Source organism: Myxococcales bacterium, from assembly GCA_016706225.1.
Taxonomy (GTDB): domain Bacteria; phylum Myxococcota_A; class Polyangia; order Polyangiales; family Polyangiaceae; genus JADJKB01.
On sequence record JADJKB010000005.1, the window covers coordinates 591,792 to 612,435 of the forward strand.

A 20,644-nucleotide genomic window follows, 5' to 3' on the forward strand; every position below is an offset into this window, starting at 1 on the left:
ATTCTCGCGCGCCCCAACAGGGTCGCCAGCTTAGCTCAGTGGTAGAGCAGCGGTTTCGTAAACCGCAGGTCTCGAGTTCAAGTCTCGAAGCTGGCTCCAGGGAATCGCGGCGGAATCCCGGACTTCTTGCTGCACGGGTGCAGCAAACGCAACGGTTTGGAGGTCGAGCTTGATGCTCTCCACCGCGCGCCGCATGACCTCGAGCTCGGTCGCCGCGTAGTGCCGCTTCCGGACGCTCTTGCCGGCCTGACCGAGCATCCGGTCCACCACGTCCCCGGGACCTCGTTGGCTTCGAGCCAGCTCGCGAAGCTGCGGCGCGTTGCGTGGAAGTCGACGGGGCAACAGCCATCAACGCAGAGGAAGGTATCGCACTTGCTGCGCCCACTCCTCTGTGCGGCTGCACTCCATGATGAGCACGAGGTCGTCGATCACCAGCGGCACCGGCGCAGACTGTGATGCAGCGAATACTCCAGGAACGAGCTTGCCGGTCGTAACCCTGCCGTAAGCGATGCCGATGAGCGTGGCCCTGTCGTGGGTCAGCACGATGCGATTCTCCATCAACGCCCATTCGAGAACGGCGTCGTCATCGGCACCGCTCAGACCAACGTCCTGCGCGCGAACGAGGTCCGCGGTCGGCAGTCGTCGCAGCACACCCCGAACGATGTCGTTGTTGAAGTTCTCGTCCGCGAGGAAGCGGATCACTCTGATCTCGTTTGCGTTCTTCGAGCGAGCAGACGAGCGCGGATGCCGTCGGGACGTTGCGCGCTCTCGATGGCCCCGCGCACCTCCGCGGCCGCTCGCTCGCGTTCCACGATGTATGAATCAACCGCGTGACGATTGGCCAGGATGTACGAAATCACGGCGTACGCGGAGCCCAGATCGAGCGCTGGATACTGCTGGACGATCTCCTCCACGGTCGCACCGGCGTCGAACGCTCCCACCACGATCTCGAGCTGCACGCGTGTTCGCGCGACACGGATGACGCCGTCGTCGCCCATTGTGAGGGGCGGGGGAGCTGCTTCGAATGCCTGCATCGCGTTCAGGATAACGCGGCGGACGCCCGTGGGCTACCGACATGCGGTTGCGTAAACCGCAGGTCTCGAGTTCGAATCTCGAAGCTGGCTCTGGATCTTCTCGCCGGATCCCCGCTCGTCAGGGGCGGGTCTGACCTCCCCAGCTGACGCTGAGGCCGAGGTTCAACGAGCGCCGCCGTCCTTGGCGTAGCGGTAGAACGAACGATACTTGGTGATCCCGGCGCAGCGCAGCGCGCCGGTGTCGTCGTCGCAGCCGAACAGAAAGCCCATCGCCACCACTGCGGGCGAATCGGGCACCTCGGGGGTGAACGTCACGTCGAGACAATAACCTTCGTCCGCGCAGCCGGTGTCGACGCGCGCCACGAGTTGACCCTGCTCGGTCGTCAGGCGGATGTGCCGATCGTCCACGATCTCGTAGCTCGCTCGCTGTACGACCTCGCGGTTCTGCTCCCGGGTCCATCTGCGGACTTCGAGCGAGGTCGGGCTGACCTCGAGCTCGATCGCGAGCGGCTCGCGGTTCCAGAACTTTGCCAGGCCACGCACGATGGGATCCTTCGAGGCCCGGGCACCCACATCCATCGTGGCCCGCCACGAGCCGGCCATGCGCTCGGGAAGACGCGGCTTCTTCTTGCAACTCACCCCCAGCGGAAGGGCGAGTGTGGCAGCCAGCACAGCAAGCCCGCCGAGCCGCCGGGTTCTCGACCTGCGCGAGGTTGCACCGTTGTGAGCCGCTTGGCGCATCCTTGTCGCAGGATCCTCAGCCCCGCCGCGACAGCGGCATGCGACCCATCGCGACCGAGGCCGGTCCTGCGTCGAGCTCGTCGAGCAGGCGGCGCCAGCTGATGCCGTTGTCCACGCCCAGCGCCGCCGCGATCTCAGCCAAGGCGGCGTCTTCTTCCTCGCTGACGGAGGTGGGTGCGTCCAGGGCCGCGGCGGTGGCGCGGGCGATGGACTCGGCATGCGTGAGCAGGTCGTGCAGCTCCTCGGCGTGCAACAGCGGCTCGCCAGTCTCACTCTGCGCCAGGAGAAACAACGTCTGCAGCCCCTCGTCGAAGTATTCCTTCTCGGGCGCCGTCGCCAGCCAACCGTCGAGGATGCGCAGCGCCGACGCGTCCAGCCAGAAGCGCTCCTTGGCCAGCTTGTCGATGCGATCGATCTCCACCTCTTCCATCAGGCCGTCGGCCCAGGCCACGTAGACCAGCGGCAACAACATCAAGACGCGGTAGTTCCCGCGGCCGATGCCGAGCTTGGCGAGTGCTTCCTCAATCTCTGTGTCCATGCGAGTCGAGCGGGGCGTCAGCCATCGAGCCACGGGGTGCGGAGCGAACCGGCGCCGGGAGCACGATGGCCGGGAACCCGCCGGCGGTTCAAGCGCCGCGCCCAGTGTGAGCTCTGGGTCTCCGCAGTGGTTCAACCACTACAGTCTGTGGCACTGGGTTCACAGGGGAATCTGCGCAAAATTGGCGAAATCAACCGGCCAAGAGGTTCAACCAATGCGGAACCATTGAGGTCACGCCCGCGTCGCTGGGTTCGCGCCGGACCGGGCACGGCGGGTGCTCTTGGCGGTCAGCATGAATCTGACAACACGCCGCCTCTCGACCGCCGTCTCCGCTTCCGCCGTTGCGCTCGCGCTCTTCACCGCGGGGCCCGCCTTCGCCGGCGAGCCGGGCACCGATGGCACGCCCGCGCCGCCGCCCGCCGCCAGCGCGCCGAGTGACACTCCGTCGGCGGACGCGCCGAGCGAAGCGCCGGCCAAGGACACCACCACGCCCGGTCCGGTCACCGCACCCGTCGCTGCTACCGGCACGACCTGCCTCGTGTTCAACAACGGGCTCGACGCCGCGTCGGCGGCCACCGGCGGGCAGATAATGTGTGACGAGATCCGAGGCCAGGGGGTGGCCCTCTCGTCAGCGGGCACACCGAGTGCGAATGCCTATCGAGTCCACTTCGATCGCCTCGGCTCGAAGCTGATCGTGCGAGTCACCTACGAAGCGCCGCTCGGGACCGTGAGACGCTCGCGGCGCATCACCGTGAGTGGCGTCGAGGAGGTGCCCGTTGCCGCGCCGCGCCTGGCCCGCGCGATCGTGCAAGACGAGGCCCTCGACGCATCACAACGGGTCGACAACCTGGTCTCGGAGGAGACGCGCAAGTACGAGAAGAAACCCGGTGAGTTCCTGTGGGGCGTGGGCATCGTGGGAGTCAGCGCGCCGACCGAGAATCGCTGGATGAGCCCGGGGCTCGAGTTCATGGGGTACTACGAGACTCCGCAGTACGGCTTCGGGGTCTCGCTCCGGGCCAGCTTCGGCTCGAACGGCGACTCTCTGCAGACGGCCAGCGGTGGGCTGGGCGGGCGGTACTTCCTGTCCCAGGGGGACACTTCGCTGTTCGTCGGTGGAGGCCTGGCGATCAGCTACGCGCAAGTGAGCGCGGTCAACGCCGAGAGTGACCTCGAAGGCAGTGGACTCGGAGCATTTGCCGAGGGCGGCGTCGAGATGATGCGGCTGCACTCGTCGCGCATGATCCTCGGTCTTCGTGCGGACGCGCCCTTCTACTCCGTGAAAGACAACGGCTACGACTACGAGGGCGCCCCGACCAAACAGCACCCGCGCTGGGTGATGCCCGTCTCGATCTCGGCGACCTACGCCTGGTGACCGCTCAGCCGCCACCGACCGCGCGCAGGCGGCGCACGCGCAGGAAATCGACGGCCGTGCGAGTCAGCGTGGCGCCGAGGATGATGGCGCCACCGAGCACGGACCACGGCCCCGGGACCTCGCCGTGCACCAGATAGGCCCAGATGGGACTGAGAACGGGTTCGACCAAGAGCAGGAGGGACGCTTCGAGCGCCGGCACGGTCTGCACTCCGCGCATCAGGAGCAAATAGGCGAGACCGATCTGGATCAAACCCAGGTACGCGATGACCCCGGCGTCTTTGCCCGACAACACCTCCACCGGCAACGCCCAGGGCAAGCAGGCAAAAAAAGCGATCAGGTTGCCGAGCAGCACCGCTCGCGCCCCACCGCGCTCCGGCTCGCGCTGCTCGAGCCAGCGCAGGCCGAAGATGGTGAGCGCCCAGGAAGCACCCGCGGTCGTAGCGAGCACGTTGCCGAGCAGCGGGTTCGGCGCCAGCGCGTCCGGCGCCCGTACGCCGACGAAGAAGAACGCGAGCCCGCCGGCGAGGACTGCCATGTAGAGCAGGTCTTTGCGTCGGACCGGCTCCTTCAACACCAGCGGCGAGAGCAGGAGCACGTAGAGCGGGGCCGAGGACTGTAGAAAGATGGTGCTCGCGGCGGTGGTCAGCTTGTTGGCGCTGACGAACAGCACCATCGTCGAGGCGTACGCGAGGCCGACGAGGATGGCTCGCCAGGACCAGCGCGCCCGGGCGGCGGGCAAGAGCAACAGCATGGCCAGCGCCGCAACGCCCGAGCGAAAACCCGCCACCTGGAAGCTCGACAGCGTCGTGGCCTTGATGGCCGCTCCCCCCGTCGAGAAACAAAGCGCGGCCAGGATCACCTCGACCCGGCCGCGCCCGGCGCGCGTCTCTGCGGAGGGGGTCATCAGTGCTGCGCCAACCGATAACCGACGCCGAGGAAGCCGCTGATGTAGCTGTCGAGGGCACCGCCGGCGACGAAGCGATCGCCGGGCTCGGGGTTCATCTTGAACCAGTAGCGGCGGTAGAGAACGCCGGCGAGCAGCTCGAAGTCGGAGCCGATCGAGTAGCCGGCGTACAAACCGGTATCGAGCCCGGCGACGTCGAGCCGCGGGAACCAAGCGTCGGTCGCGATGGCGCCGGAGTCCGTCACGTGGCGATACGCGAAGTTCCCCCCGACGGAGATGCTCCCGCTCCGATACCGCGCGTCGACGCCCAGCCGGATGAAACGGTACGCCACGTCCGGCACGAACGGCAGGTTGGGATCGTCATCGACGTTGAAGCTGTGCTCTCCGAGGTCGAGCTCGGCGCCCAGCTCGAGGTCGTCGAGCGGAAGTCGGCCGCGCACGCCCAGCATCCACTCTCGCGCGGTTGTGTCGTAGCTCTCTCCGTTGACCTGGCTCTTGATCAAGAAGGCCTGTTCGTACGCGGCGCTGATGCCGACGTGGGCCACGGCGCCCTTTTCGAAGTGGGCGGCGGGGTACCAGCGCGCCGCCACGAACGCCGCCGGGGTCAGCCCCATCTTGTAGGCGCGAAGCGCTCCAAAGCGATCGTCGGCGTAACGGAAGTTGCGCGTGCCGGCCCGAAGCCCGAGCGTGGCCTCGAGCGGAGACGGGCGCGGCCCGCTGCTCTCGGATTTTGGCGCGGCTTCTTCCGGCGCTTCATCCTCCAGCTCTTCGGGCGAAAAACGCCGGCGCTCCGTGCGCTCCAAGAGCGGCAGGAGCTGATTGCCGAGGCCGCGGCCGATCGCTCGCTCGAGCCCGGCGGTGTTCACACCCTTCAGCTTCACCTCGCCGATGTCGTCGCCGTTCTTTGCGTTGATGACGGACAGCCTCAGCTGGTTCGCACGTCCGCCGGAGACCTCGCCGCGGAGCAGCGCCGTCGCACCCAGTGCCTCCGCAACGGCCACTCGCTCGGCAGGTTTTCCTGCTTCGTCCGGGCGCGCGACCAGCGCCTCCTCCTCGGCGATCAGCTCCCAGCCCTCCAGCTTCGAGAGCGCGCCTTCTATGGCCGCCCGCACGTTGGTCGATTTGGGGCCACCCAGCTCCAGAAAGACCACGCGTCGCTGCTTGGGTTTGCTGCGGCCCATGAGTGTCTCGGCGTCCGTGATGGCCGGGCCCAGGGCCTTCCAACCATTTTCGCCGAGCTCGCGCGCCAGCTCGCCGCGGGTCTTGGCGGAGAACTTGTGGGACTCGAGCACGTCCCCTTCGCGGCCTCGCATGCGCACGGTCGCGAGGAACCCCTCGTCGATGGACTCGATGCTGCCCTCGATCACGACGCCCAGCTCGAGCGCGCGGATCACAGCTCGGAGGCCCGTGCTGTCTTTGGGCGATGCTCCCAGGCGTTTTGCGATGCGCTCGTAGTGAGCGCGACCCACCAGGCGCACGTTGTCGTGAGACAAGAGCATCCGGACGATGGCGTTGCGAGCGCTGGGAGCTTCGTCGCCCTGAAGCTCTCGCACGACGACGGCAACACCGTCCTCGGCATGGGCTCGCTCGGCCGTGAGGCTCAGGCCTGCGAGGACCAGAAGAATGAGCGCGAGCCTCCGGATCACAAATCGCTCCCGGCGTCCGAGCTGGCCCCTCCGGCGCTCGAGCCGCCTCCGCTACCTCCACCGCCGCTGGCGGCATCCGGTTCGCCGAAGCGCTCGGGATCTTCCAGAGATCCGGGGCAACCCGAGAGCACACAAATCGCGCCCAGCGTGATCAGCAACAGCACGACTCGGTGTGGGGTGGCGACGCACACTATCGGCGCAGTCTACCCTCGACTCGCGCGCGCCTGAAATGGCAATTCGGGGCCCGCGAGCGCGGACTTTCGCGCCGCAAGCAGCGCTCGAGCGGCTAGCACTGGCGTTCAGTCGGCGACCGGGGCACCTGCTGCAGGCAGACTTGCCGCCTAGAACACCGATCAGCTTGCGCTGCTCGTGTTCTAGGACCTTTACGTTGGGGCTGCGCCCCAAACCCCCGGCCTTCGGCCGTGCGCGCTCCGCGCGCGAGCGCCGAACACCTTGCAAGTCCCGGAAAACAAACGACGTTCAACCTGTTTGGCGCTCTAGGCAAACAAGCCACGGGTCTCGCGTGTCGGCCGGCTTGCCCGAGCGGCCAGCTCTGCCGGACCAGTTGCTGCACCGCGCTCCCGAAGCGAGGCCCACGTGCTAAACGGGGCGTGGCCATGCCGAACGCCCTCGCCACGCTGAACGCCGTGCTCAACAGCGTGGCGACGGTGTGTCTGGTCGCCGGCTGGGTGTTCATTCGGAGAGGCGATCGCGTGCGCCACCGCGCGTGCATGCTGTCCGCGTTCGGTGTGTCCGTCGTGTTTTTGATCTCGTACCTGATCCACCACGCTCGCGTGGGCTCGGTGCCGTTTCGCGGAACCGGCGCGATACGAAGCGTGTATTTCGCCGTACTGATCCCGCACGTGCTGCTCGCCGCGACGGTGGTCCCGCTGGCGCTCGTCACGTTGATGCGCGCCCTCCGCGAGCGCTTTGATCGCCACAGGCGCATCGCGCGCATTGCGTTGCCGGTTTGGCTGTACGTGTCGGTGAGCGGCGTCGTCGTCTACGCGCTGCTCTATCACTGGCCGGTCTGAAGCCCAGGCTGGCGGGGTCCTGCCCTCCATTGGCAGGGGCGCCCATGCCAGGCTGAGGCCCGCTGGCATCCGAGCGCGCGAGATCGCCGCTGATTTCGCGCTGGCACTCGAGTTGCTGTGAGGGGTGAGTGCGCGCGGAAAATTCCCCGGGCGCTGGAGAACCTTCAGATGAAATCCTTCGACCTTCGCTTGTCAAAGTCCCTGATCACCCTCGGCTGTCTGGGCCTGATGAACGCCTGCACCGTCAACAACAACGATCCCGATGACTCGAGCAGCGGCGGCGCTGCCTCGAGCAGCGGCGGTCAGTCGAACACTGGCGGGCAGTCGAACACCGGCGGCAGCGCCGGCGCGGGCAACGCCGCGGGGAATCCTGGCGGCGGCGGCGCCGCTGCGGGGGGCGCGGCGGGTAGTCCCGGAGCGGGTGGCGACGCGGGTTCCGGTGCCGGCGGTGTGGCTGGCAACCCCGGAGGCGGCGGCACCTCCGGCGCGGGCACCGGCGGCACTGCCGGCAATCCCGGCGGCGGAGGTTCGTCGGGTTTGCCCTGGCCGGTCACGAGCTGCAACCAGCTCTGCCAATACCAACCCACCGTGACCGCCAAACAGACTCAGTGTGTCACGGTGCAAGCGGAGCTCGCCGGTTACCCCGTGACGAGCACGGCGGCCTGTTACGGCATCCTGAGCGTTGCGCAGTGTCTGTCGTGTTACGGCGCCGTCAAGATGACGGACGCCGACTGCGCAGCGCTCGGCGCGACCTGCCTGAAGTGAGGTCGCGCCGAGGTCGGGTCGATGCGCGCACCCCCCTCGCCAAGGCGCTGTCTCGCGTCCGCTGGCGAGGGGAGCTTCGAGGCGTTCAGCTCGGCGCGGAGTCGAGCCGCCTTATTTTCCGCCGGGAGTCACGAACGTGTCACTGCACTCGCGTTTGACGTCGTCGGCTGACGAGTGTTTCGAAGACGCGTAGTACCAGTTGGTGAGCTTGCCCTTCTGGCAGCCACCGAGGGCGGTGCTGGTATCACACCCTGTCGTTGCGAGGATGTACCCGCTCTCCGGTGAACAGATCGACTTCACCTTGGCGTTCGGTTCGGTGTGAAAGTCGATGCAGATCGAGCTGCTGCCGCTCGCTGCGCTGCGCATGTCGCAGCTGCCCTTCACTTCTTGGGGACCACTCTTTTTGCAGGCCAAGAGCGCGGCGGAGACGATGAGCACGGACAGAACCGGAAAACGGAGCACGGCATTCGGCATGAAGCCTCCCTCACCCGCCGATTAGCACGAGTGGTGCACCGGCCGGATCAAGGAAAGTGTCTGGAGCCAAATTTGGAGGGTGTCCGCGGGTCAGGCCGGGCGGGTCTTGTCCAGGGCAAGCGAGCGGCACTCGAGCACGCCGCTGTCCACCGTGACCGCGACCAGCATGCCTGACTCGGCCAGAAGGCTGATGAACGGCGGGCGCCAGGTCGAGTTTTCCCAGTCCCGCTTCCAACCCCGGTGTGAGCGGTTTGCCCAGATGCAACCCGCGCCGGCCGCCCACTCGTTGCCCAACACGTCGATGGCGACCGCCGCAAGATCGGGACGGCCCTCGACGTTGAGCACCTCACTCTTGTCGCGCTCGACGCGCACGATGCTGCCGTCGGTGCCCACCGCAACCGCGAGGCGGCGCTCCGGTCGGCTGGCCGCCGCCAGCAGCGCTCGGCCCTCCGGAGGCTCGATTGGCACGATGCTCCAGTCGAGCGGGCGGTAGATCGCCGCGTAACACCGGCCGCCGGTGCTGCGTCCGACCGCGAGCCAGCGCTCGTCGTCGATGCGTGCGATTGCAGAGAGGCTTGCGGCGCCGTCGACACGCATCGCTCGCATGTAACGCCGGGCCGCGAACCCGATCAGGTAGGGGCGCCGACTGGCGTCCTCCGCGGCGATCACCGCCAGATCACCGAGGTCGCCGTGGGCGTCAATCAGGCTGAGGCCGTTGTCGGGCAGGCGTGTGATCTGTCGGAGGCCGTCGCGGGAGTACTCCGCCAAGCTCCCGGTGTCGCTGCCGACGAGCCAGCTGGTCGGGGTCAAGCGGCGAACGAAGCGCACGTTGCCGAAATCGGACCAAGTGTCGGTGGGGACCGCTGCCCAATGGGTGCCGTCCCAATAGACCAAGCCCGCCGTCGAAGCGGCCAGGCAATGGCCGCTGCCGTTCCAGGCGACGCTGGTGAGCAGACGATCGGCACCCGGAGGATGACGAACGACCCAGCTCGAGCTGGCCTCAGGCACCGCCTTCAGCAAATCCATGCTGGTGATCCAGCGGCGACTCGGTTTGTGCCCGGCGGAGTCTTGCTCCAACCACGGCAGCAGGCTCTGGGAGAACAGCGTGGCGCTCTGCGGGCGATCACTGGCGTTCGGCGCCGTCGAACGAGCCAAAGCGATGTCGATGGCCTGGCACGCGGCCAGGCGCTCGCGCAACTCCGGCGAAAGCGTCGCAGCCTCGAGCAACGTGCGGCGAGTCGGCATGCTCACCGCGACGATGGCCTGCGTGGGTGAGTCAGCCTCGAAGTAGCGCTGACCCGTCAGGATGAAATAGACGATGGCGGCCAGGCTGAAGATGTCGCTCTGCGCGCTCAGGTCGGCGGTGCCCCCCAGCTGTTCCGGCGCCACGTAGCCCGGTGTGCCCACGATGGCGTCGCCGAAGGTTGCGGCGAGCCCCGCTGGGCGTGCGATCCCAAAATCACTGATCTTGTAGAGCTCGGAGTCTCCCGAGCCGCAGCAGAGCACGTTGCCTGGAGTCAGATCACGATGCACGACGCCGACGGCGTGGATCTCCGAGAGGCCGCGGGCGAGGCTGTCGATGACGCGCGCGGCACGCGCCAGGTCGAAGGCGAAGCCGGTATTTTTCACCGAGTATTCGACGCGCTCTTCGAGCGTCGTGCCCTCTCCGCCACCGTGCACGTACTCCAGGGCGATCCAGGGCAGGTTCACCTTGCGGCCGAAGTACTCGTACTCGGCCGTGCCGGTGTCCATCAGTCGCACCACATGAGGTGTGGGCGGGATCTGTTCGTTCAGGCGCCCGAGAGCGACCGCCTCCTTCTTGATGATGGTGAGCGCCGTTTCGCCGGATTCGACCGCGATGCGCGGCTGGATGATCTTCACCACGGCAGGCGATTCCCCGTCGCTGGAGAGGCGCGTTGCGAAGTAGGCAACGGCCGTCCCGCCTTGGCCGAGCACACGCTCGAGTCGGTATTGCACCCCCTGGTGCAAATCCGAAACGAAGAGCATGCCCGCGAAGGGCAAGCGGGCCCCACTCGGCACCGGCTGACGCATCTCGGGCAGGATACTCGAAACGGCCGTGAGGTGGGGTCCGGACTACTGGCCGACGGTGAGCAATCGGGTGAGCTCGGCGATTCCGGCGCCCAACGCTCCACCGGCGCGCACGAACGGGTCGTGGGCGAGGACTCGCTGGATGTCGCGCGGGTAGCCCAACGTCGTCAAATACAGGCGCGCCGTGTCGAGGCGAAAATCTCGACTCATCTGGGCGAGCGTATTGACCGCGCCGCGTAGCTTTTGTTCGAGAGCGGGTCGCACGCGAGAGATCGTACCAAAACCCGCTGCGTCCAGCGCGCGGGCGAGCGTGGTCCGGTCGACGCGGTCGACCAGGTAGTTCTGATACAGAAATCCGACCAGCATCGCCGCCACCACGCTCGGTTGACCGAGCTCGTCGAACAGCTCGCCGACGGCGCGCTTCTTCTGCGCGCGGTGGCGATAGGAGCTGAGGGAAAAGAGCCATCGCTCCGCCCGGTCCGTGTCCGACACCGCACACAGCGCCAGGTACTCGGCGGTCATCGCGAAGGCCTCGCACAGCATGACCTGCGGCAAGCATTCGCGAACCGCGAGGCTCTCCCGCACACACTTCGGCCGTCCGAAGAGCACGTCGAACGCCACGACGTGCGCCGACTCGTGCAAGACGAAGTTGGGCATCGGGCGATTCTTGCGCAGGTCAGCGGTCGTGAAGAAACCCGGGCGCCCGGCCTCGAGCTCCCTCAATGCCGCCACGTTGTCTCGATAAGGAATCGTGCGTGTTCTGAGCACCGTGTCGAGGGCGATCAGCGGGAAGGCGAAGTAGTTGCCCGGGTCGGCCAGGGAGAACCGTGCACCGCGCGCCAAGGACTCCTGGCGGATGCGTCGCAGGAACGGATTGCGCGCGAGCAGCAGGCCGTCGCCGAGGCTCTCGGCCAGCGACGAAGCGGAGCTGTGGCGGGCGTGCAGCTCGAGCAACTCGGCGAGGCGCATCAGAGCTGCGCCGCGACTCGTTCGATCGCGGAGGCGATCTCCCGAGGCACTTCCTCCTGCAAGAAGTGACCGGCTTCGGTGCGGGTAACCGTGGCGTTGGGGAGCAAGGTCTCGATGTGACGGCGGACTCGACCGAGGACCGGATCCCGATCACCCCAGACCAGCGCCGTCGGGCCCTCGAACCGTTCGACGAGCGCCTGGCAGCGTGCGAGCGCCGGGATGCTCGGGTGTTGCATGGAGTCCGGGACCATCCGGGCCAGGGCCAAGGGCGCCACCCGATCGGCGACATGACGGAGTGGCCAGCGATAGGCCCGGGCCACCTCGCCGCGGATGCTTTGTTTGTCGCCCTGAGCCAGGTGCAGGGCGGTCTGCGGGAAGCCGAGTCCCCGAAACGCCAGCTCGGAGAGCAGCGGCGCGCGGGCAAAGCGATGAAACGCCGTCGCGCGGAAACCGGGTCGCGGCGGCCCGACGACGGTGTTCAGGATCACGAGCCCCGCCAGGCGCGAGTCGCGCTCGGCGAACGCACCAAGTCCGATGGGCCCACCCCAGTCCTGGACGACGAGGATCACGTCGTCGAGGCGGAGTGTGTCGAGCAGGGCACCGAGCCAACGGATGTGATTTTCGAGTGTGTGTGCCCGAGGCGAGCGCGGTTTGTCCGAGAGCCCCAGGCCCACGAGATCCGGCATCACCAGTCGCAGCGGGGTGCCACGCAGCTCGGCGGCTACCTTGCGGTACAAGAAGCCCCAGGTGGGATTGCCGTGGACCAGGACGACCGGGCGTCCCTGGCCGGACTCCATCACGTGCAATGCGTGTCCGTCGGCGAGCATGGAGTAGCGCTCGAAAGGCAGCATGCGATCGAGCCAAGCGGGCAACTCGGGAGCAGGAAGTCGGTGCACCTCGGGGATCGGAGCCCGATCCCTGTCCGAGATCAACCCCGCTCTGTCGGTAGAGCGCGCTTCATGCTAGCCGAGTCCCACATGCGGGCGGTCGTCCAGCGGGTTCGTAGAGCGGAGGTCAGCGTGGAGGGCGACGTGGTCGGCCGAATCGCGGCGGGTCTGTGTGTGCTCGTGGGCGTGGGGCGCGACGACACCGACGCCGACGCCGACACACTGGCGGAGAAGGTGCTCGGGTTGCGGGTGTTCGAGGACGTCGAGGGCAAGATGAACCGGAGTCTGCTCGACACCGGAGGCGCGCTGCTCGCGGTCTCGCAGTTCACGCTCTTCGGCGACGCGCGCAAGGGGCGGCGCCCGAGCTTCATCGAGGCGATGGAGCCCGAGCGAGCGAATGTGCTGTTTCAGCGCTTCTGCGAGAAAAGCCGGGCGGGCGGCGTCGAGGTCGCCACCGGGCGCTTCCGGGCCGACATGTGCGTGGCGCTCGAGAACGACGGCCCCGTCACGATCCTGATCGACACCAAGAAGGTGTTCTAGAGCGCCGAACAGGTTGAACGTCTTTGTTTTCCGGGACTTGCAAGGTGTTCGGCGCTCGCGCGCGGAGCGCGCACGGCCGAAGGCCGGGGGTTTGGGGCGCAGCCCCAACGTAAAGGTCCTAGAACACGAGCAGCGCAAGCTGATCGGTGTTCTAGGCGCGCAGGGTCTTCGCGCGCAGGGTGGCCACGCCGACTCCACCGCGCGTGCGCACCGCCACGCAGAGTGCGTCGTCGACGCCTTCGGCGGGCGTCCAGTGCGCGACTTGCCCGCTGCTGTCCACTGGCCCCTGCGCCTCCCAGCGTGTGCTTGCGCCGTCCGGTACACCGACCAGCTTGGCCTCGATGACGCCGTCCTTCAAGGTCGCGGCGATCTCCACCTCGGGGGGATCGAAGAGCGGGAGATCCTTGGTGCGCACCGCGCGCCGGGCGCTGGTGTCGACCCATTGATCGATCAGCTTCAAGCGACCGCCTGGCGCGACTTCGGTGTCGTTCAGGGACATGCCTCCGTCATCTGGCGGAGGATCGGCGACCATCGAATCCGGCTCGGCGTCGGGTTCGGCGTCCATTCCGCCATCCATGGGCAGCGCGTCGACGACCATCTGATCTTGGTCGACGTCCTGACCCCCATCGAACGGCAAGGGGTCGGCGACGAACTGGTCGGGCTTGCCGCCATCGGCGGGTTTTGGCTCGGTCCCGTCTTCCGTGCTGCCTCCGCAACCCAGCGCCCAGAGGGCGAGGGACGCGCCGAGCGCGAGGTTCTTGCCTACGCGGGCCTTCTGCCGCCGCTGGGCTGCAGCGCGCGGCTCGGCCAGCCGTCGGACGTAGGCGTCGATCTCCGCGTAGAACTCGTCGAGCTCGTGCTGCCAGCTCTGGTCGGCCGCCGCGACTTCGAGCGCGAGCAGCGCGGTCCGTCGCTCGATGCCGTCGAAGTCCTCGAGGTCCGCGCGTTCGGCGAGCTCGACGGCTTTCTCCAGGTAGTGCGCGGTGTCCAGCGTGATGGCGCGGGTGAGCGACTCTGCGCGCTCGCGCAGCCTTCGATGTGCGCCGCCGAGATCCGGGTGGAAGTGCTCCACCAGCTTGGCCGCATAACCGACGCCCATGTAGCGGTTGGCCACGCCGTCGCAGCGGAAGTTTCGCTCGCGAAACACCGCGGCCGTGATGCGGAAACACAGCTCCGTGCGCGGGTCGTCGATGCGGTAGTTCCAGCCCAGGTAACTGCCACCGATCTTTCCGGCATCCGCCAGACCCTGCTGCAGCGGTGTTCCGTAGTACGGCTCAGCGCGACAGAAGTTGACGGGCTGTGCGGGATGCTCGCGCATGAACGCGATGTTCTCGCGCACGTGCCCGAGTGTTGCCTGGGGTTCGAAGATCAGCAGGTTGTAGCAGGCGAAGATCCCCGCTCTGTCGCAGGCATCGAGGGCCTGCGACACGGCTCGGTGCTGAACCCCGCGGTTCAGGTGGCTGGAGCCCGCCTCGGCGACGTTCTCGACTCCGACGTAGAGCCGCACGACACCGAGCTCGCGCAGCTCGCGAGCGAGCTCTGGGTCCAGGGTCTCGGGGCGGCACTTGCCGATGAACCCTCGTTTCTTCACGCCCCGGCTCTCGAGCCCGTCACAGATGGCTCGCACACGCGCGAGCGAGGCTTCGGGTTTGGGCAACAGGAAGTTGTCGTCGTGGAAACAGAACACACAAGCCTCGCCCAGCGCCTGGGTCAGGCGGGACATTTCTTCGGCCACGTTGTCCGGGCTGCGCAGCCTGAGCAGCGGTCCGCCGCCGTCGTGTTTCGCGTCCCGGTAGAACGACGTGATGGAGCAGTAGCTGCAACTGCCCCAGCAACCGCGGGAGCCCATGATGGGGACGAACGGCACGCCGGCGTGGCGAGCAGGACGCCGGTAGCGCTTCGGGAACGGGAGGTCGTCGAGGCTGGTTCCAAAGCCGCGCCCCGCCGTACGGTGCACGCCGTTGTCATCGACGAACGCCAGGCCGCGGATGGAGTCGAGCGGTTCCCCCGCCGCGAGCGCCGCGAGCAGCTCGACGAACGTCTCCTCCCCATCGTGCAGCACGACGCTGTCGATGCCGTGCCCGCGTCCGAGCACCTCGCGATCTGCGAGCGTCGGGAACTGTCCGCCTGCCGTCAGGTGCCCGGTGAATCCTGCTCGTCGGAGCGCCCGCGCCAGTGACACGAAATCGTGCGACCGGTGCTGGAACTGCATGCTCAAGCCGACCACGTCGGGTCTTTCGGCTGCGACGTCGCGGGCGATGCGTGGCACGTCCTGCTTGGCGTTGAACGCCACGATGTTCACGCTGTGGCCCGCCGCCTCGGCGACCGCGGCGATCATGCCCACGCCCAGGTTCTCCTCGAAATCGGCCCCGATCAGCACAACACGCATGGCAACCTCCCAGCCGAAGACTGCGGCTGGCCACAACGGGAGCGCCTTGACCGGGATCAAGTCAGGAGCGTTTTGCGGGTCCTCGAAGGGTGGCGGCGCGAGTCACAGGCAGTTGAAGAAACCCTTGGCTGCGTCGAAGCCGCAGCTCTGGCAGGCGATCTCGTGGATCTTCTCGGCCTCGCACCAGACGACGGTAGTGCCGTCGCAGCGCCCCTCGTAGCTCTCGCCGTGGCAGGGATCGCTCGGCGCCGAGTCCGGTTTGCCCTCGCTCGGCGCGGGCTTCCCGAGCACGAACTCGGCGAAGGCATCGGCTCGGGTGTCCACCCCGTAGTAGTTGCAACCGGCATCACCGTAGGACGTGACACCGGCGACGAACCACTCGCTGCCCACGTTGGCGAAGGCCGGCCCGCCGCTGTCGCCGTTGCAGGTGTTCTTGCCCGGGGTCTGGTAGACGAAGCGCGTTGCTTCGACCGCGGAGATGGGCATGGTCACCAGGCGCTTCACTCCGGCGCCTCCGCCGTGACCGCTCGTGATGCCGTAGCCGACGAAGGACAACTTCTGACCCACCCAGCTCTGATCCATCTCCGGCAAGATCTCGATGGGCGCGACCGGTGCATCGGCAGCGAGCGTGACGTAGCCGATGTCGTTCTCGATCTTCGCGGAGTCATAAGCGGGATGCGCGCTGATCGCCGTGACCGCGACCACGGTTTTCGGTGAGGATAGACTCGGTTCGATGACGAACTTCAGCGATGCGGCGCTGACGTCTTCGAGGCAGTGTGCTGCGGTCAGCACCGTGCGCGCAGCAACGAGTGTTCCGGTGCAGTGCGCCGAGCCCCAGCGGGTGAGGGCGCCAGCTGCGGGAAACTCGCTGGTCGCGCTGCCGCCCACGATGTCGTCTCGGGTCGTGTTGGACGGTTCGCTCTCCTCGGGCGGCGCAGCGGCAGGACCACAACCTGCGAGCGCGGTCAGCGAGAGCACGAGGGACACCAATAGCGAGCGAGCGGGCATGAACGGCCTCCGATAGGGGGGCGCACGTGCGGCCCAATGGGATGACACCCGGTCGTGATGGCGTTGCAGAAGGCCGCTGAAATGAGTGTGTGCGGGTGGGTGCACGTCGCAGGTTGGAGTCGAGCGTGTGCAGCCGCGGGGCGCGGGCGCGGGCGCGCGCCTGGGCCTGCGCTCGAGGCAAGTGCGCGCAGGCGTATAGTGCCCACGGAGGCTCGGGCATGCGCACATGGATTTCAGCGCTGACCCTCGGATTTTTCCTGGGGACTAGCGGGCAGGCGGACGGCAAGGAGTGGTTCGTTGCAGTCGGCGCCGCCGGCAACGGCGAAGCCGCGACCCCGTTCGGCAAGATCCAGCAGGGTATCGACGCAGCGCAGCCCGGAGACGTCGTCACGGTGTCGGCGGGCACGTACGTCGAAGCTCTGAAGACTGCGCGAGACGGGACGGCCGCGAGCCCCATCACCGTTCGGACGGCTGCGGGTGCCAAGGCGGAAATTACGCTGGCCGGAGAGCTGTTGCAGGTCGACCACGCGTTCTTCGTGTTCGACGGCTTCGTGCTCGACGGAAAGTACGCCAACTTCGATCTGGTGGACGTGAACGACGGCGCGAAGGGACTCGTCCTGAAGAACACGGAGATCCGCCACGGCACCAAGGACTGCGTCGACATGGCCGGACCGTCCGACGTCTTGATCGACAAGTGTTTGATTCATCACTGTCTGAACTCGGCGGGTGGACAGACCGACGCACACGGGGTGACCGGTGGACCGGTGAAAAACCTCACGCTGCGTGACACCGAGATCCACACCTGCAGTGGGGACGCGATTCAGTTCGACCCCGGACGTCAGCTGCCGGGATGGAACAACATCGTCGTGGAAGGCTGCAAGCTGTGGACTGGGCCGCTGGCCGTCGCAGAGAACGGTTTTGCCGCAGGGGTCGTGCCCGGAGAAAACGCCATCGACACCAAGACGAACGCGGCCGCACCGCGCGCAAAGCTCAGCGTCGTGAACACCAGCGCTTGGGGCTTTCGCGGTGGTCTGATCACCAACATGGCCGCCTTCAATCTCAAAGAGAACATCGACGCCGTGTTCGACGGCGTGAGCGTTTTCGATTCGGAGATTGCCTTTCGTACCCGCGGACCGGGCAGCAATGGTGGAGCGTGGGTGAAGATCCGGAACGCCGTGGTGTTCGACGTCGACAAGGCGGTCCGCTACGAGGACAACATCGACAAACTCGCGATTTACAACGCCACTTTCGGGCGCGACGTGCTCGCGGCGTTTCAGGCAGCCAGCAGTGCGGCCACCAAACCGGACCTCGAGAACCTCTTGGTCTTGGGCACACTGCCGGGTCAGGCGAGTGGTGCTTCGAACCTGGCGGTCAGCCCGAGCGCGTTCGTGGACGCCTCCAAGGACGACTACCACCTCGCGGCAGGCTCTCCCGCAGTCGACAAGGGCAAGACCATTGCCGAGGTGTCAACCGATCGTGACGGGACGCCGCGTCCGCAGGGTGGCGGGTACGATGTCGGCGCCTACGAGGATTGCAGCGGTGCAAGCTGCGGCAGCGCCGGCAGCGGCGGCAGCGGCGGCAGCGGTGGCAGCGGTGGCAGCGGGGGTCAGGCCGGCACACCCGCTGGCGGCGCAGGGGGTGCGAGTGCCGGTGGCGCTACGAACACGGGCGGTGTCGGAGGCGTCGTCGCCGGTGGGGCGAGTGCGACCGGTGGTAGCGGGGCGAAGAGCTCCGGCGACGACCGGGGGATGCGGCTGTCGCAGCGCCTCGGGAGGGAGCGGGAGTCGCGGGCTCTGGCTCTGGCTGAGTGCGCTCGTCGTCGCCGTCAGCCGAGCTCGTTCCGCGCGGCCTTCTTCAGGAACAACACGCCGGTGAGCGTCGCCAAGACGCCGATGGCAATTCCCCACACGCCGAGCATTTCCGCGCCGCCCCGCGCGAAGCCAAATATCCCCAGGCCGATCAGCGGCAAGCCGATCAACAAGCCGGCCAGGCCCGCACGGGTGCGTTTGCGTTTGGTCTCCACCCTGAGCGGCATCGAAAAGGTTGCGGGCTGGTACTGTGAGGGCAGCTGATTGGGGTCCATGGTGATGGTTCCCAAGGTATCACTCGTCGGCTGGCGAATTCGAGGTGGGTCTTTGGGCGTGCTTCGACCACAGCGCGGCCGGCGCCGCGCAGGTTGAATGGACCGATGATCGCGCTCGAAAACGTCGAAAAGCGCTTCGGCGAGAGCTACGCGCTTCGCGGGGTCTCGCTGTCGGTGGGTCGGGGTGAGCTGGTCGTCCTGGTAGGCGCGAGTGGCAGTGGAAAGACCACCACGCTCCGGCTCGTCAACCGCTTGACGGAACCCACGGGAGGGCGCGTGCCTCGGGGACACTGTGGGCCAATGCCATGAAGCGCGACGACGTGCAGCCGGCGTGGCGCGTGGCGGACGAGCTCGGCGGGTTTTTGGCCAAGCAACACGGCGTTCGGGCCCTCGGTTCGTTGGGATTCGAAAACGCCTACGCTTTGTCGATGCGCCGAGACCGGGCCGCGGCTCTGGGGATCCGCAGCATCGAGGATCTGGCGACTCGGGCCGGGAGTCTCGAGCTCGGGAGCGACTACGAGTTCTTCCAGCGTCCGGAGTGGCGCCGGTTGCGAGAGACCTACGGCCTCGCGTTCAAGCACACCGTGAGCTTCGACTCGACGTTCATGTACGAGGCAGTCAAGGCTGGCCGCGTGGACGTGATCACCGCCTTCTCTAGCGACGGCCGGATCGCGTCCTACGATCTGACGCTGCTCACGGATCCGCGGCACGCCTTCCCGCCGTACGACGCGGTGCTGCTCTTGTCGCCCCGCGTGGCAAACGACGAGCGCGTGGTGCGGGCGCTCCAGCCACTCGTCCGGGCCATCGACGTCGAGGACATGCGCCGGGCGAACCTCTTGGTCGATCGCGAGACCGACAAACAAACTCCGGCGCAGGCGGCGAGCTGGCTCGATGGAGTGTTGCGCACGCGGCACGAGTGACCGCCGCAGGAACACCGAGGTAGAGCGTACGGCCGTGCCTCCGCTCCAATTTGCGGGCGCCGCGGCTGCTGCACCGGTTGCCGCGTGCTACCCTCGGCGCCGATGCATCGGCGAAACGGATTGGCCCTGACCATCTTCGCATTCGCCGCGTGGAGTTGCAGCGGCACCGGTGGCGTGGGTGGGGGAGCCGGAGGGGGCTCGCTCGACAGCGGGCTCGGTGGCGCCGTCACCGGTGGTACGGGCGGCACCTCGGCGACCGGTGGGACGGGCGGAACGTTGTCGACCGGCGGTGCGTCGGCGACGGGCGGAACGTCGGCGACCGGCGGCACGGGTGGAACGTCGGCGACCGGCGGGACGGGTGGAACGTCGGCGACCGGCGGGACGGGTGGAACGTCGGCGACCGGCGGCACCGGTGGCACGTCGGCGACGGGTGGCACTTCCTCGACAGGCGGCTCGGGTGGCACGTTGGCCTCCGGGGGCACTGGCGGCACGAGCGGCAGCGGTGCGACAGGGGGAACCGCAGCAACGGGCGGCACGAGCGGTAGCGGTGGGACTGGGGGCAGCACGGGTGGCTGCATCTCCGGCGCGTCGGGCACTCACGCCATGCGCTTCCGCTGGGCCGGGAACGGTCCGAGCTCGACAGCCTATGTGGTGTACGAGCTCAACCAGCTGCCCGACGCGGCGACCTGGAAGGTCGGCGCGTATTCGCAGAGCATCGGCTACAAACCGGTCTTCAGCGACACCTTCCTCGGCGCTGGCGGCCTCGAGCTCTCGGGCACGGTTTTCATCGACGTCGACATGAGCACTGTCGGCCTCTCGTCGATCAAGAACGTCACCCTCTCCATTTTTGGACGCAGCTTCAACACCACGGCGAGCGGTAGCTTCACCTGGCAGACCTTCAAGGGCATCGGCGCATCGCCCGCTGGCGGCGTCTCCAACAGCGCGCCGTACCAGTGGTATGGCGCAAACGCGACGGCCGCGTTCACGCCCGGTGACGCTGGCATCAAGCTGCGGATCAAGGCGGGCGGCCCATCTGGCTCCCTCATCGTCAACCGCGTCGAAGTCTGTTTCGACGCAACTTGATCAGCGGCGACCAGCTCCGGCGTCGAGTTCGGGGGCGCCGAGACCTCCGGCGGGGCAATCACGTGACGCTGCAGCGAGCAACGTCATTTCGCCGGCGACGGCCCTCGCGAAAGGCCCACTCAGACGTCTTGCCGGTCCGCGCGGCCGGGCGGAACAGAGAATTCGCCGCCTCGCAAGCGTTGTCGCCATGCTCACCAAGTGCCTGGGC

General features: G+C 67.4%; 21 protein-coding genes and 1 tRNA gene. 9 read left to right on the forward strand and 13 right to left on the reverse strand.

The window, feature by feature from the left end; all coding sequences use genetic code 11:
* Nucleotides 1-24: 24 nt before the first annotated feature.
* Nucleotides 25-99 (forward strand) — tRNA-Thr (locus IPI67_10365).
* A 249-nt stretch (nt 100-348) separates the two neighbouring features.
* Here IPI67_10365 and IPI67_10370 read toward each other — a convergent pair.
* The 4 genes from IPI67_10370 to IPI67_10385 form a co-directional block, all read right to left on the reverse strand.
* Nucleotides 349-702, reverse strand: coding sequence for a DUF5615 family PIN-like protein (locus IPI67_10370; protein MBK7580596.1), 354 nt, complete (start codon nt 700-702; stop codon nt 349-351).
* Nucleotides 699-1,034, reverse strand: coding sequence for a DUF433 domain-containing protein (locus IPI67_10375; GenBank protein ID MBK7580597.1), 336 nt, complete (start codon nt 1,032-1,034; stop codon nt 699-701). Before IPI67_10375 ends, IPI67_10370 begins: the two co-directional genes overlap by 4 nt.
* A 162-nt stretch (nt 1,035-1,196) precedes the next feature.
* On the reverse strand, nt 1,197-1,775 hold the full coding sequence (locus IPI67_10380; GenBank protein ID MBK7580598.1) for a hypothetical protein: 579 nt from the start codon (nt 1,773-1,775) through the stop codon (nt 1,197-1,199).
* Between the two features lie 16 nt (nt 1,776-1,791).
* On the reverse strand, nt 1,792-2,313 hold the full coding sequence (locus IPI67_10385; protein ID MBK7580599.1) for a hypothetical protein: 522 nt from the start codon (nt 2,311-2,313) through the stop codon (nt 1,792-1,794).
* Nucleotides 2,314-2,605: 292 nt separating this feature from the next.
* Between IPI67_10385 and IPI67_10390 the strand changes: the two genes are divergently transcribed.
* Nucleotides 2,606-3,685 carry a hypothetical protein gene (locus IPI67_10390; GenBank protein MBK7580600.1) on the forward strand — a complete coding sequence of 360 codons (1,080 nt, stop codon included), beginning with the start codon at nt 2,606-2,608 and terminating at the stop codon, nt 3,683-3,685.
* A 4-nt stretch (nt 3,686-3,689) separates the two neighbouring features.
* Here IPI67_10390 and IPI67_10395 read toward each other — a convergent pair whose 3' ends face one another.
* The 3 genes from IPI67_10395 to IPI67_10405 are packed head-to-tail and all read right to left on the reverse strand — an operon-like array spanning nt 3,690 to nt 6,426.
* Complete coding sequence (locus IPI67_10395; GenBank protein MBK7580601.1) at nt 3,690-4,589, reverse strand: EamA family transporter; 900 nt, start codon at nt 4,587-4,589, stop codon at nt 3,690-3,692.
* Nucleotides 4,589-6,235: a hypothetical protein gene (locus IPI67_10400; protein ID MBK7580602.1), complete on the reverse strand. Its 1,647-nt coding sequence runs from the start codon at nt 6,233-6,235 to the stop codon at nt 4,589-4,591. Before IPI67_10400 ends, IPI67_10395 begins: the two co-directional genes overlap by 1 nt.
* On the reverse strand, nt 6,232-6,426 hold the full coding sequence (locus IPI67_10405) for a hypothetical protein (protein MBK7580603.1): 195 nt from the start codon (nt 6,424-6,426) through the stop codon (nt 6,232-6,234). Before IPI67_10405 ends, IPI67_10400 begins: the two co-directional genes overlap by 4 nt.
* Before the next feature lie 426 nt (nt 6,427-6,852).
* On the opposite strand from IPI67_10405, the gene IPI67_10410 reads away from it, so the two are divergent.
* Together IPI67_10410 and IPI67_10415 are read left to right on the forward strand one after the other, a co-directional pair.
* Entirely contained in the window at nt 6,853-7,269 is a 417-nt protein-coding gene (locus tag IPI67_10410) for a DUF420 domain-containing protein (GenBank protein ID MBK7580604.1), read from the forward strand.
* A 168-nt stretch (nt 7,270-7,437) separates the two neighbouring features.
* Nucleotides 7,438-8,034 (forward strand): hypothetical protein, encoded by a 597-nt coding sequence (locus tag IPI67_10415; GenBank protein MBK7580605.1) that lies wholly within the window; start codon nt 7,438-7,440, stop codon nt 8,032-8,034.
* Between the two features lie 111 nt (nt 8,035-8,145).
* Here the strand turns inward: IPI67_10415 and IPI67_10420 are convergent, their stop codons facing one another.
* From IPI67_10420 to IPI67_10435, 4 genes are all read right to left on the reverse strand, one after another.
* The gene (locus IPI67_10420; protein MBK7580606.1) at nt 8,146-8,508 is read right to left on the reverse strand and encodes a hypothetical protein; all 363 of its coding nucleotides are present in this window, start codon (nt 8,506-8,508) and stop codon (nt 8,146-8,148) included.
* Between the two features lie 90 nt (nt 8,509-8,598).
* Nucleotides 8,599-10,560, reverse strand: coding sequence for a serine/threonine protein kinase (locus IPI67_10425; GenBank protein MBK7580607.1), 1,962 nt, complete (start codon nt 10,558-10,560; stop codon nt 8,599-8,601).
* Between the two features lie 42 nt (nt 10,561-10,602).
* Entirely contained in the window at nt 10,603-11,526 is a 924-nt protein-coding gene (locus IPI67_10430) for a hypothetical protein (GenBank protein ID MBK7580608.1), read from the reverse strand.
* Nucleotides 11,526-12,422 (reverse strand): alpha/beta fold hydrolase, encoded by an 897-nt coding sequence (locus IPI67_10435; GenBank protein ID MBK7580609.1) that lies wholly within the window; start codon nt 12,420-12,422, stop codon nt 11,526-11,528. Before IPI67_10435 ends, IPI67_10430 begins: the two co-directional genes overlap by 1 nt.
* Before the next feature lie 81 nt (nt 12,423-12,503).
* On the opposite strand from IPI67_10435, the gene IPI67_10440 reads away from it, so the two are divergent.
* Complete coding sequence (locus IPI67_10440) at nt 12,504-12,953, forward strand: D-tyrosyl-tRNA(Tyr) deacylase (GenBank protein ID MBK7580610.1); 450 nt, start codon at nt 12,504-12,506, stop codon at nt 12,951-12,953.
* 151 nt (nt 12,954-13,104) lie between these two features.
* Here the strand turns inward: IPI67_10440 and IPI67_10445 are convergent, their stop codons facing one another.
* Nucleotides 13,105-15,342, reverse strand: a complete 2,238-nt coding sequence (locus tag IPI67_10445) for a B12-binding domain-containing radical SAM protein (GenBank protein ID MBK7580611.1) — start codon at nt 15,340-15,342, stop codon at nt 13,105-13,107.
* 102 nt (nt 15,343-15,444) lie between these two features.
* Nucleotides 15,445-16,350, reverse strand: coding sequence for a trypsin-like serine protease (locus tag IPI67_10450; GenBank protein MBK7580612.1), 906 nt, complete (start codon nt 16,348-16,350; stop codon nt 15,445-15,447).
* Nucleotides 16,351-16,568: 218 nt separating this feature from the next.
* Between IPI67_10450 and IPI67_10455 the strand changes: the two genes are divergently transcribed.
* The 4 genes from IPI67_10455 to IPI67_10470 all read left to right on the forward strand — a co-directional run bounded on the left by IPI67_10455 (nt 16,569) and on the right by IPI67_10470 (nt 20,436).
* The gene (locus IPI67_10455) at nt 16,569-18,422 is read left to right on the forward strand and encodes a hypothetical protein (protein ID MBK7580613.1); all 1,854 of its coding nucleotides are present in this window, start codon (nt 16,569-16,571) and stop codon (nt 18,420-18,422) included.
* 116 nt (nt 18,423-18,538) lie between these two features.
* A complete protein-coding gene (locus IPI67_10460; protein MBK7580614.1) occupies nt 18,539-18,742 on the forward strand; it encodes an amino acid ABC transporter ATP-binding protein in 204 nt (67 codons plus the stop codon).
* Nucleotides 18,739-19,353, forward strand: a complete 615-nt coding sequence (locus IPI67_10465) for a hypothetical protein (protein MBK7580615.1) — start codon at nt 18,739-18,741, stop codon at nt 19,351-19,353. Before IPI67_10460 ends, IPI67_10465 begins: the two co-directional genes overlap by 4 nt.
* 102 nt (nt 19,354-19,455) lie before the next feature.
* Nucleotides 19,456-20,436, forward strand: a complete 981-nt coding sequence (locus IPI67_10470; GenBank protein ID MBK7580616.1) for a hypothetical protein — start codon at nt 19,456-19,458, stop codon at nt 20,434-20,436.
* Nucleotides 20,437-20,644 lie beyond the last annotated feature (208 nt).